Consider the following 12,571-nt stretch of genomic DNA (forward strand, 5'->3'; position numbering starts at 1 on the left):
ATTTTGTAATAGTGTTCAAATGGTATTTAATTATTAAATTTGCAATAGAAAATAAATTAACACATAGAAAATATGGCATTAGCAATAACAGATGCTACTTTTGACGAAGTAGTTTTGAAATCAGACAAACCAGTTATGGTCGATTTTTGGGCAGCATGGTGTGGGCCTTGTAGAATGGTTGGACCAATCATTGACGAAATCAGTGAAGAATTTGCGGGAAAAGCAGTAGTTGGAAAAGTAGATGTAGATGCAAACCAAGAATTTGCTGCAAAATACGGAGTACGAAATATTCCTACGGTTTTAGTTTTTAAAAATGGGGAAGTGGTTGCAAGACAAGTGGGTGTTGCGCCAAAGCAAACTTATGCAGATAGCTTGAATACTTTATTGTAAAATATTTAAGCGATATATTTTAAGGTTTGGCGAAAGTCAAACCTTTTTTATTTAAACCGAATTTATTTCAGTTTCTAAATTTTCAATCTTTCAATCTTTTAATTTTTAAATCGTTTAATCTTTTAATACATTTGAGGGATGAAAATTGAATCACAAATAGAGAAAATTTCTAGCTTTCAGCACCTTGAATTATTAGCCAATCAAGTGGTTGAAGGGTTTATTTCGGGAATGCATAAAAGTCCGTTTCATGGATTTTCTGCCGAGTTTGCGGAACATAAAGTGTACAACCCTGGCGAAACTACAAAGCACATCGATTGGAAACTTTTTGCAAAAACCGATCGACTTTATACAAAAAGATACGAGGAGGAAACCAATTTACGATGTCATTTAATTATTGACAATTCCTCGTCAATGCATTATCCAAAGTTGAAGGACAGTCAGTTATTTTATGAAAATAAAATTGGTTTTTCTGTTTTAGCTTCAGCTGTTTTAATGAATTTATTGAAGAAACAACGCGATGCCGTTGGGCTGAGTGTTTATTCTGATAGTTACGAATATTATGCGCCCGAGAAAGGAAGCGATCGCCACCACCGAATGATTTTAAACAAATTAGAATCACTATTGGAAAACAGCAAAACACCAAAAAGCACCGATACAATTTCCTTTTTACATCAAATTGCCGAAAAAATTCATCGCCGCTCCATGATTGTTTTATTTACTGATATGTTTCAAACTGGCGATGAGGAAGCATTATTTACAGCACTACAACATTTAAAACACAACAAACACAAAATCGTTTTGTTTCATGTAATTGATCAAAAAACCGAATTGAATTTTGATTTCGATGCCGCACCAAGAAAATTCATCGACCTTGAATCGGGGGAAGAAATTAATATTTTCGCAGATAATATTAAGGAAACCTACGAAAATCAGGTTTCAGATTATTTCAAAAAGGTAGCAATTACTTGTGCCCAGAATAAAATTAAGTATGTTCCCGTTTCTGTTGGAGCTAATTTTGAGAAAATCCTCACGACATACCTAGTTGAAAAACAAACCTTTGGGTGATATTGACCCTGAATATTAAAATTTTTCTCAAAAAACACTTGCTAGAGTCGAAATAGGTTGTATATTTGCCCTCGCAAACAAAGTTCGCTTAACTCCAATGAAAATAAAAGTTTAGTGAAGAAATAAAGCGCTGGTTTGGTAGTTCAGTTGGTTAGAATACATGCCTGTCACGCATGGGGTCGCGGGTTCGAGTCCCGTCCAGACCGCTTAAAATTGGGAAAAGTCACGTGTAACAACGTGACTTTTTTGCCCAAAAAAGGTTTTTAAGATTGTTGTGTTGTTTTGCTACGGCTTTGTAACCCGTAGCCCGGTTTAGTAGTTAGACCAATGAAAAGCTTTCCATTTATTCTGATTTTTTCAGAATTTAAGGATGGCTTTTTTGATTTAAAGGCGTTTGTATAATTATTTTAATATTTTAAACTTATAAACTTGTAAAATAAAGCACAATTCACTTACTTTGCAGCGTTCTTAAATGTACTGATTGTTATCACGAAAGCCCGAGGGATTAGACCCAATGAAAGCTTAGCAACCCTTTAATACTAAAGAAGGTGCTACATTCTATCACGCCACGCGTGAACAGATAACCTGAGAATTTCTCTCCCTTTCCATAACATTTTTTATTTTTTTGAACCGAATTTTTCGGCATTCTAATAATTCGTATTCCCGTTTTCGTTGCAATCTGCGGTAAAAACCGCAGGATTTTCACTACAACCGGGAGTATAGTTTTATTTAAAGGCCTCTCTATTAATATCAGTAAAAAAATAAATGAGTTCGATTTTACAAGAAATAAACAAACGAATACTAATTCTCGATGGAGCAATGGGAACCATGCTGCAACGCTATAATTTTTCCGAAGAAGATTTCAGAGGTGAACGTTTTGCAAATTTTCCACATTCCCTGAAAGGAAACAACGATTTGTTATCACTCACCCAACCGCAAGCAATAGCATCCATTCATGCTCAATATTTTGAAGCCGGTGCCGATATCGTAGAAACCAATACTTTCTCAGGTACAACAATCGGAATGACCGATTACCATTTGGAGGATTTAGTTTACGAACTCAATTTTGAATCTGCCAAAATTGCACGTGAAGTCGCTGATGAATTTACAACAAAAAACCCTGAAAAACCAAGATTCGTTGCTGGTTCAATCGGACCAACAAACAGAACGGTAAGCATGTCGCCGGATGTAAATGATCCAGGATTCAGAGCCGTAACGTTTGATGAATTAAGAATTGCCTATAAACAACAAGTTGAAGCGCTAATTGACGGCGGAGTAGATTTGCTTTTGGTAGAAACTATTTTTGACACCCTAAATGCAAAAGCGGCACTTTTTGCAATTGAAGAAGTAAAAGAAGAACGCAAAATAGATATTCCAATAATGGTTTCCGGAACAATTACTGATGCTTCTGGAAGAACACTTTCAGGGCAAACAGTGGAAGCATTTTTAATTTCAATTTCACATATTCCATTGTTGAGCGTTGGATTTAATTGTGCTTTAGGAGCGAAACAACTAAAACCCTATTTGAAGCAATTATCTCACAATACCTCTTTTAATATTTCGGCACATCCCAATGCAGGATTGCCAAACGCTTTCGGACAATACGACGAAACACCCGCCGAAATGCAAGCACAAATTAAAGAGTATTTAGACGAAAATTTAATCAATATAATTGGAGGATGTTGTGGTACTAATCCCGATCATATTAAATTAATTGCCGAGGTGGCGAAGGAGTATAAACCGAGGAAAGTTTAACAACTATCCTGCAAGGTTTTCATAACCTTGTAGGATAAAAAAATGAAAATGAGTTCAAACCTACAAGGTTATGAAAACCTTGCAGGATTAAAAAATGAATATGTCAGAAACAAAAAAATATTTAAAACTGTCAGGTTTGGAACCACTTATAGTGACTCCCGACACTAACTTCATTAACGTTGGTGAAAGAACAAATGTAACGGGTTCACGAAAATTTCTTCGATTAATTAAAGAAGAGAAATACGAAGAAGCGCTTTCTATTGCAAAAGAGCAGGTTGAAGGTGGGGCACAAATCATCGATGTCAATATGGACGAGGGAATGCTTGATGGTGTTTACGCAATGACCAAATTTCTGAATTTAATCGCCGCCGAACCCGACATTTCCCGTGTTCCTTTGATGATTGACAGTTCAAAATGGGAAATTATAGAAGCCGGTTTGAAGGTGGCGCAAGGGAAAAGTGTGGTCAATTCAATTTCTCTCAAAGAAGGCGAAGAACGGTTTATTCATCATGCCAAATTAATTAAAAAATACGGTGCTGCAGTGATAATCATGGCCTTCGACGAAGTCGGACAAGCCGATACTTATGAAAGGCGAATCGAAATTTGTAAAAGATCTTACGATATTTTAGTTAATGAAGTTGGTTTTCCACCCCAAGACATCATATTTGATCCTAATATTTTTCCTGTTGCTACAGGAATGGACGAACACAAATTGAATGCGCTAGATTTCTTTAGAGCAACTAAATGGATTAATGAAAATTTACCTCATGCACATGTAAGTGGAGGAGTTAGTAACGTTTCATTCTCTTTCAGAGGAAACGATACCGTTCGTGAGGCCATGCATTCAGTGTTTTTATATCATGCAATTAATCATGGTATGACCATGGGAATTGTAAACCCAGAAATGCTAACTATTTATGATGAAATCCCAAAAGATTTATTAGAACATGTTGAAGATGTACTTTTAAATAGAAGAGAAGATGCCACTGAAAGATTACTGGATTTTGCCGAAAATGTAAAAGGAGATTCCAAGAATAATGAAAAAGCAGTTCAAGAATGGCGCTCGGGTTCTATTCAAGAGCGATTAACACATTCATTAGTTAAAGGGATAGATGAATTTATCGACCAAGATATTGAAGAAGCCAGACTCGCCGCTTCCAAACCAATAGATGTTATTGAAATCAATTTAATGGCTGGAATGAATGTTGTTGGGGATTTGTTCGGAAGCGGGAAAATGTTCTTGCCACAAGTTGTAAAATCAGCACGTGTAATGAAAAAAGCAGTTGCGTATTTACTTCCTTACATCGAAGCAAGCAAACAAGTTGGTGACAAGCAAGGGGCCGGCAAAATCTTAATGGCAACAGTAAAAGGCGATGTTCATGACATTGGAAAAAATATAGTTTCGGTAGTTTTAGGTTGTAATAATTATGAAATTATCGATTTAGGGGTAATGGTTGCGCCTGAAAAAATTATCGCTGCTGCAATTGAACACAACGTTGATATTATTGGGTTAAGCGGATTGATCACGCCATCATTGGATGAAATGGTTTATTTGGCTAAAGAATTGGAGAGGTTAAATGTGAAAATCCCAATTATGATTGGGGGAGCAACCACTTCACGAGCGCATACTGCTGTTAAAATTGCACCTCAATATTCAAGCACTGTGGTTCATGTTAATGATGCTTCAAGAGCGGTTACTGTGGCAGGAAATTTATTGAACGAGGATACTAATTTAAAATACACTTCTGAAATTCGCTCAGAATATGACGAACTGCGAGAAGGTTATTTGAATAGAAGTCGAGATAAAAATTTTCTAACTATCGAACAAGCTCGTGCTAATAAATTAAAATTAGATTGGGATAATTTTACGCCTGTAAAACCAAATTTTATTGGAACAAAAACCATAGAGGTAGATTTAGATGATTTAATTCCTTACATTGATTGGACTCCGTTTTTTAGAACTTGGGAATTGTTCGGAAAATATCCAGCTATTTTAACAGATGAAGTAGTAGGCGAACAAGCAACTTCTGTTTTTGCAGATGCACAAGAAATGTTGAAAGTAATTTTGAATGAAAAGAAATTATCTGCTAAAGGGATTTATGGAATTTTTCCTGCGAATCAAATTAACGACGATGACATTTTGGTTCAACCAACAACCAACAACCAACAACCAATAGCTTTTCTAACATTACGTCAGCAATCTCAAAAAACTGCTGGAGCACCAAATATTTCATTAGCTGATTTTATTGCACCGAAAGATTCTGGTAAAACAGATTATATTGGAGCATTCTGTGTTACAACCGGTTTTGGAGTTGATGAATGGGCTGCGGAATTTGAAACAAAATTAGACGACTATAATTCAATTATGGTAAAAGCACTTGCGGATCGATTGGCGGAGGCTTTTGCGGAATATTTGCATGAAAAAGTGAGAAAAGACATTTGGGGCTACGCTAAAGAGGAGGTTTTATCACCGGATGATTTAATAGACGAAAAGTATAAAGGAATTCGACCAGCGCCAGGTTATCCAGCTTGTCCGGACCATTTGGAGAAACCTACCATTTGGAAATTACTAGATGTAGAACAAGAAATTGGAGTTAAACTTACCGAAAGTATGGCCATGTGGCCTGCTTCATCCGTATCTGGATATTATTTTGGAAATCCTGAAAGTAAGTATTTTGGACTCGGAAAAATTAAAGAAGATCAAGTTATAGATTATTCAAAACGTAGAAACATTTCAACAGAAGTAGCAATAAAATGGTTAAATCCAACAATTGCTGATTAAATAATAATACAAATGAAAGTAACAAAACACATCGAAAAAGCGAAAGGGAATACATTATTTTCTTTTGAAATTATACCGCCTCAAAAAGGGAAAAGCATTCAAGAATTGTATGACAATATCGACCCATTAATGGAATTTAATCCGCCATTTATTGATGTAACAACTTCTCGTGAAGAGTTTGTTTATATCGATAAAGGAAACGGATTATTAGATAAAAAGCTAACAAGAATGCGGCCTGGAACTCTTGGAATTTGTGCTTCCATAAAACATAAATACGATGTAGATACCATTCCGCATGTACTTTGTGGTGGTTTTACTAAAGAAGAAACAGAATATTTATTGGTGGATTGTCACTATTTAGGAATCGATAATGTAATGGCATTAAGAGGCGATGCGATGAAAGAAGAGAAATATTTTATGCCTAAAAATGGCGGTAATAATTACGCGGTAGATTTAGTAAAACAAATTAAACAATTAAATGACGGTAAATATTTACATGATTTAATTGATGTTGATAATAAAGCAGATTTTTGTATAGGTGTGGCCGGTTATCCTGAGAAACACTTGGAATCACCATCACTACAATCGGATTTAAAAAGACTAAAAGAAAAAGTAGATGCTGGCGCCGATTATGTGGTTACCCAAATGTTTTTTGATAATTCTAAATACTTCGAATTTGTAGAAAAAGCAAGAGCAATTGGAATTACAATACCAATTATCCCAGGAATTAAACCAATTGCCGTAAAGAAACACATGCAGCTTTTGCCACAAGTTTTCCGAGTAGATTTGCCAGAAGATTTAATTAGCGCTATTGAAAAAAGCACTTCTGCGGCTGAGGTAAAAGCGGTAGGTATTGAATGGGCAATCCAACAATCATTAGAATTAAAACAAGCTGGAGTTCCTGTTTTGCATTATTATTCTATGGGAAAATCAGAAAACATTCGACAAATTGCTAAAGCAGTATTTTAGAAAATTATTTTTTAGTAATTTCCCTAAAAATGGCTTCTAAATTTTTATTCTTTTGATTCAATTGAAGGGTTTTTAAACCATTTTCATTTGCAAAATCAAAAACGACTGGACGCATATCGGTTTCAGAAATAAATGTCAATTCCCAGACCATATCGTGAACATTTTTATAGGATCTTAAGTGAGGAATTTTTGCAATAGCTTGCTCTTCGATTTTAAGATCAAATTCAACTTCGATAACTTGTTCTTTGTCGGAAGAAATCAGTTTGTCTAATTTTTTATCAGTTACAATTTTACCATTATTGATAATAATTACCCGATCGCAAATTGCCTCAACCTCTTGCATAATGTGTGTTGACAAGAATACCGTTTTATCTCTACCAACGTTCTTAATCACATTTCTTATTTCAACCAACTGATTTGGATCTAAACCTGTGGTAGGTTCATCTAATATTAAAACATCAGGATTGTGTAAAAGCGCATTGGCTAAACCCACTCTTTGACGATATCCTTTGGACAATTGCCCAATTTTTTTATGACTTTCAGAGGTTAATCCTGTTAATTCAATAACGTCATTAATTCTTGATTTTTCTACTTTAAAAACATCGGCATTGAAAGCCAAATATTCTCTAACATACAAATCTAAATACAATGGATTGTGCTCAGGCAAATAACCTACAGACAATTGAACTGATTTTTGATGAGAATTTACATCAAATCCGTTTACGGCTGCACTACCTTCATCTGAAGTGATATAGGTAGTTAATATTTTCATTAATGTTGATTTTCCAGCACCATTCGGACCTAAAAAACCTACAATTTCTCCTTTTTTAACAGAGAATGAAACGGCGTCCAGGGCTTTCTGATCACCATAACTTTTAGAAATATTTACAACTTCAATTGACATATTATTTATTTTTAACAAAAGTAAGCAGAATAATTAGGTTTTCCATAATCATTTCTAAAATGCCGAATCATTATTTATTTAGGTAACGAACAAAATCTAAAATTGTTGTAAATAATAAGCAAACAAAAAGGAAATTCAAGATAATTGTAATAATTTTGTAGAGTATTTAAATAGCGCAATCCAAAGAATGAATAACATGGTTAACAATAAAGAAATGAGAAAGTGGTTAGACGATTTTAACTTGCCACATCCATTAATGATTGCGGGGCCTTGTAGCGCAGAAACGGAAGAGCAGGTTTTAAAAATTGCACACGAATTGAAAAATTCTGATGTTACTATTTTTAGAGCAGGAATTTGGAAACCGAGAACTCGCCCTGGGGGATTTGAGGGTGTGGGTGAAATTGGGTTGAAATGGTTGCAAAAAGCAAAAGCAGCAACCGGTTTGATGATGGCAATTGAAGTTGCGAATGCTGCTCATGTTAAGTTAGCTTTAGATCATGATATCGATGTACTTTGGATAGGAGCTAGAACAACAGTAAATACTTTTGCAGTTCAAGAAATTGCGGACGCATTAAAAAACACCGACAAAATTGTATTGGTTAAAAACCCAGTAAATCCTGATTTGGGTTTATGGATTGGTGGTGTAGAGCGATTATATAATGCTGGAATTAAAAAATTAGGTGTGATTCACAGAGGTTTTTCAACCTATGAAAAAACAAAATATAGAAATATTCCCGAGTGGCAAATTGCTATCGATTTACAAAGTAAATTCCCTGATTTACCTCTAATTTGCGATCCTTCGCACATTACCGGTAAAAGAGCGATGATAAAAGAGGTTTCTCAACAAGCGATGGATTTAAATTATGATGGTTTGATGATTGAAACGCATAATGACCCAGAAAACGCTTGGAGTGATGCCGATCAACAAGTAACGCCTCAAGCTTTAAAGCAAATAATTCAAGAATTAGTAATTAGAAAAGCAACATTTGAAGAGGATTTCAATATTGACATTGAAAAGTTGAGAACAAAAATTGACATCACCGATTCTAAAATATTGGAATTATTAGGAAATAGAATGAAGGTTGCAGAAGAAATTGGTGCAATAAAAAAGGCAAAAAATGTTTCTGTTTTACAAAATAAAAGATGGGCAGAAATTTTAGAAAAAATGGTCGCTGACGGAGAAGAAAAAGGATTAAGTGAGGAGTTTATTTTAAAATTATTTAAAGCGATACATCAAGAAAGCATTAGTCATCAAGAAAAAATAATGAATCATTCTTCCAATTAACTTTATCTTTGCCTCATGACAGGACTTGTATATAAATCTACTGGAAGTTGGTACACTGTAAAATCTGAAAATGGTGATTTTATTGAATGCCGTATGAAAGGAAAATTCCGAATCAAAGGCATTAAAAGTACCAATCCAATTGCCGTTGGCGATTGGGTAGATTATGAACTTGAAGAAACATCCGATTCTGTTACAGGTACGATTCACAATATTCATGAAAGGAAGAATTATATAGTTCGAAAATCAGTGAATTTATCCCATCAAATGCACATTATCGCCTCCAATATTGATCGTGTTTTTCTTTTAATTACTATTAATAATCCTCCTACGACAACTAGTTTTATTGATCGTTTTTTGGTAACTGCTGAAGCTTATGGAATTGAAACGGTTTTAGTTTTTAATAAAATCGATACGTTGGATGAAGCGACTTTAGACGAACAATTGTACTTACAACACATCTATCAAGAAATTGGTTACCAATGTTTGCGGGTTTCCTCAACAGAAATGAAAGGAATAGAGGTATTAAAAGAACTAATGATTGGGAAAGTAAGTATGTTTTCAGGACATTCAGGGGTAGGAAAATCTACATTGGTAAATGCACTTGAACCTAATTTACAATTAAAAACAAAAGTTATTTCCGAGCAAAGCATGCAGGGACAACATACCACAACATTTGCCGAAATGTACGATTTAAGTTTCGATGCTAGAATTATTGACACCCCAGGAATTAAAGGATTTGGGATTGTAGATATGGGAAAAGAAGAAATTAGCGGTTATTTCCCGGAGTTTTTTAAGTTAAAAGACCAATGTAAATTCAATAATTGTTTGCACAAAGACGAACCACATTGTGCCATTAAAAAAGGCCTTGAAAACGATCAAATTTCATGGTCTCGATATAAAAGTTACCTTAGAATTTTAGAAGGTGATGACGAACATTATCGTACTGATATTTATGATGAGGATCGAAAAGCTAGTGATGAAACCCGAAATAAGTAATTAATTTGAAAGTAGTAATTCAGAGAGTATCTTCCGCTTCGGTAACTATTGAAATCGAAATTGTAGCTAATATTCAAAGGGGTTTATTGGTATTGGTTGGTATTGAAGACGATGATTCCCAAGAAGACATCAATTGGCTTAGCCAAAAAATAATTAATCTTCGAATTTTTGGCGATGCTAATGAAGTCATGAACTTATCTGTGAAAGACATTCAAGGAGAAATTATTATTGTTAGTCAATTTACATTACAAGCAAGTACTAAAAAGGGAAATCGCCCATCTTATATAAAAGCTTCAAAACCAGAAACAGCAATTCCGTTGTATGAAAAATTCATTCAGCAAATGGAATTGGAGCTTGGAAAGAAAATTCAAACGGGAAAATTTGGTGCAGATATGAAAGTAGAATTGGTAAACGATGGCCCCGTAACCATAATTATTGACAGTAAAAACAAATCATAATTGGTATACATATTTTGTTTATATTTGGATTTTATAAACTCTTTTTCAGCCAAATTTTGAAACAAAACCTTATAATTCTGCTAGTTACATTTTTTACATTTGCTGCAGCAGCCCAAAAGATAAAATTTCCAGTAATCCAAATAGCAGATAGTTTGTCAACCAATTCAAATGCTGTTGTTCGTTTAAATCATCAAGAAATTTCAATCTCTTCTCAAAGAAAAATGATTGTTACTACCAATAGAGTTGTAACCGTTTTTAATAAAAATGGATTGAGTGCAGTTGGCGCAATTACTGGTTATGACAAATCTAGATCATTAAATGCTATTGAAGCAATAATTTATGATGCCTTTGGAAATGAAATTAAGAAAGTTAGAAAAAAAGACTTCATTGATGAAAGTGCAGTAAGTGGCGGAACCCTTTTTTCGGATAGCCGAGTTGTTTACTTAGATTACACTCCAATTAATTATCCATTTACGGTTAATTTTACCTGTGAAATTCAAACATCAAATACAGCTTTAATACCAAAGTGGATTCCAATTACCGATTATTACGTTAGTATTGAAAAAAGCTCCTTAAATGTTACCTATCCTAATGACTTAGGTTTTAAAAAGAAAGAGTTTAATTTAGATAAATTTAATGTTAAAAAAACTTTAGATACTTCAACACAATTGTCCTATGTTGTTGAAGGTGTAATTGCTCAAAAACCGGAAGAATTAAGCCCCGATTTTATTAAAATTTACCCAAGAGTAATGTTGAGCTTAGAGTCATTTAATTTAGAAGGAGTTGATGGTACAGCCAAAAATTGGAAAGAATACGGTCAGTGGTTTTCTGATAAAATTTTAAAAGGAACTTCCGAATTGTCTGATGAAACTATTACAAAAATTAAATTGTTAGTGGGAACTGAAAAAGATCCGATAAAAAAAGCAAAAATAGTTTACCAATACCTTCAAAACAAATCAAGATACATCAGCGTACAAGTTGGAATAGGTGGGTTTAAACCAATGCTAGCAAGTGATGTTGATCGATTGAGTTATGGTGATTGTAAAGCTTTATCGAATTACACTAGGGCACTATTAAACGCAGTTGATGTTCCGGCCTATTATACAGAATTATATGGAGATCAGGATAAAATCGATATTGAATCCGATTTTTTTTCCGTTCAAGGAAATCACGTTATTTTGGCTATTCCAAATCAAAGCGAGTATGTTTTTTTAGAATGTACAAGCCAAGACAATCCATTCGGATATCAGGCTAATTTTACTGATGATCGAAACGTAGTAGTTATTAAACCTGAAGGTGGTGAAATTGTTCGCACTAAAAATTATGATGAAAATGCCAATTCACAATTCAGCAAGGGCAACTATTCCATTTCTGAAACTGGTGATTTTGAAGGGGAAATTTCAATTGTTTCTGAAGGTACTCAATATGGAAAAAAGTACCAAATTGAGAAACTACCACCCAATGAAAAAGAGAGAAATTATAAAAGTTATTGGAGTAATATTAATAATTTAGTCATCAATAGTAATACTTTTATAAACGACAAAGAAAAGATTTCATTTACAGAAAACCTTAAAATTAGTGCCGTAAATTATGGTGCTATTTCTCAAAATAAAATTTTATTTGTAGTAAATGCTTTCAACCAATATTCCGGTAATCTTAAAAAAACTAGGAGCCGACGCAACCCATTTGAAATTGAAAGAGGTTTTATAGACAATGATGAAATTGCGATCAGTTTACCTGCTGGTTTTTTAATTGAAGCAATGCCAGAAAACACCGAAATAAGTAATAAATTCGGTATTTATAAAACGGAAATAATAAAAAAAGACGGTCTGAATCTAGTCTTTAAACGTAAACTGCTTTTGAAAAAAGGGATTTATCCAAAAGAGGATTTCGAAGAATTTAGGTTGTTTATCGAAAAAGTAAGAAGGGCTGACAATTCTAAAATAGTAATAGCTAAAATTTAAATC

Annotated in this window: 10 protein-coding genes, 1 tRNA gene and 1 riboswitch; of the genes, 10 read left to right on the forward strand and 1 reads right to left on the reverse strand. The window is 34.0% G+C overall.

What is annotated here, in order from left to right; translation table 11 throughout:
• Nucleotides 1-72 precede the first annotated feature (72 nt).
• From trxA to metF, 6 genes are all read left to right on the forward strand, one after another.
• On the forward strand, nucleotides 73-390 hold the full coding sequence (gene trxA, locus AC9UFV_RS01270; protein ID WP_509521249.1) for a thioredoxin: 318 nt from the start codon (nucleotides 73-75) through the stop codon (nucleotides 388-390).
• 138 nt (nucleotides 391-528) lie between these two features.
• Nucleotides 529-1,455, forward strand: a complete 927-nt coding sequence (locus AC9UFV_RS01275) for a DUF58 domain-containing protein (RefSeq protein WP_509571961.1) — start codon at nucleotides 529-531, stop codon at nucleotides 1,453-1,455.
• A 132-nt stretch (nucleotides 1,456-1,587) separates the two neighbouring features.
• Nucleotides 1,588-1,661: transfer RNA gene (locus tag AC9UFV_RS01280), tRNA-Asp, on the forward strand.
• 275 nt (nucleotides 1,662-1,936) lie between these two features.
• A riboswitch (SAM riboswitch) is annotated at nucleotides 1,937-2,042 on the forward strand.
• A 178-nt stretch (nucleotides 2,043-2,220) separates the two neighbouring features.
• Entirely contained in the window at nucleotides 2,221-3,210 is a 990-nt protein-coding gene (locus AC9UFV_RS01285) for a homocysteine S-methyltransferase family protein (protein WP_509571963.1), read from the forward strand.
• 94 nt (nucleotides 3,211-3,304) lie between these two features.
• Nucleotides 3,305-5,992, forward strand: a complete 2,688-nt coding sequence (metH, locus tag AC9UFV_RS01290; protein WP_509571965.1) for a methionine synthase — start codon at nucleotides 3,305-3,307, stop codon at nucleotides 5,990-5,992.
• A gap of 12 nt (nucleotides 5,993-6,004) precedes the next feature.
• Nucleotides 6,005-6,961, forward strand: coding sequence for a methylenetetrahydrofolate reductase [NAD(P)H] (gene metF / locus AC9UFV_RS01295; protein WP_509571967.1), 957 nt, complete (start codon nucleotides 6,005-6,007; stop codon nucleotides 6,959-6,961).
• 4 nt (nucleotides 6,962-6,965) lie between these two features.
• Here metF and gldA read toward each other — a convergent pair whose 3' ends face one another.
• Entirely contained in the window at nucleotides 6,966-7,865 is a 900-nt protein-coding gene (gldA, locus tag AC9UFV_RS01300; protein ID WP_509571969.1) for a gliding motility-associated ABC transporter ATP-binding subunit GldA, read from the reverse strand.
• A gap of 196 nt (nucleotides 7,866-8,061) precedes the next feature.
• Here gldA and AC9UFV_RS01305 point away from each other — a divergent pair, with 196 nt between their 5' ends.
• From AC9UFV_RS01305 to AC9UFV_RS01320, 4 genes are read left to right on the forward strand one after another with little or no spacing between them, the layout of a single operon-like run.
• A complete protein-coding gene (locus AC9UFV_RS01305) occupies nucleotides 8,062-9,150 on the forward strand; it encodes a chorismate mutase (protein ID WP_509572033.1) in 1,089 nt (362 codons plus the stop codon).
• Nucleotides 9,151-9,165: 15 nt separating this feature from the next.
• Nucleotides 9,166-10,146 (forward strand): ribosome small subunit-dependent GTPase A, encoded by a 981-nt coding sequence (gene rsgA, locus AC9UFV_RS01310; RefSeq protein ID WP_509571971.1) that lies wholly within the window; start codon nucleotides 9,166-9,168, stop codon nucleotides 10,144-10,146.
• A 5-nt stretch (nucleotides 10,147-10,151) separates the two neighbouring features.
• Nucleotides 10,152-10,604: a D-aminoacyl-tRNA deacylase gene (dtd, locus tag AC9UFV_RS01315; protein WP_509571973.1), complete on the forward strand. Its 453-nt coding sequence runs from the start codon at nucleotides 10,152-10,154 to the stop codon at nucleotides 10,602-10,604.
• Nucleotides 10,605-10,660: 56 nt separating this feature from the next.
• Nucleotides 10,661-12,568, forward strand: a complete 1,908-nt coding sequence (locus tag AC9UFV_RS01320) for a DUF3858 domain-containing protein (RefSeq protein WP_509571975.1) — start codon at nucleotides 10,661-10,663, stop codon at nucleotides 12,566-12,568.
• Nucleotides 12,569-12,571 lie beyond the last annotated feature (3 nt).

This window comes from Flavobacterium sp., assembly GCF_044349645.1.
Lineage (GTDB): Bacteria > Bacteroidota > Bacteroidia > Flavobacteriales > Flavobacteriaceae > Flavobacterium.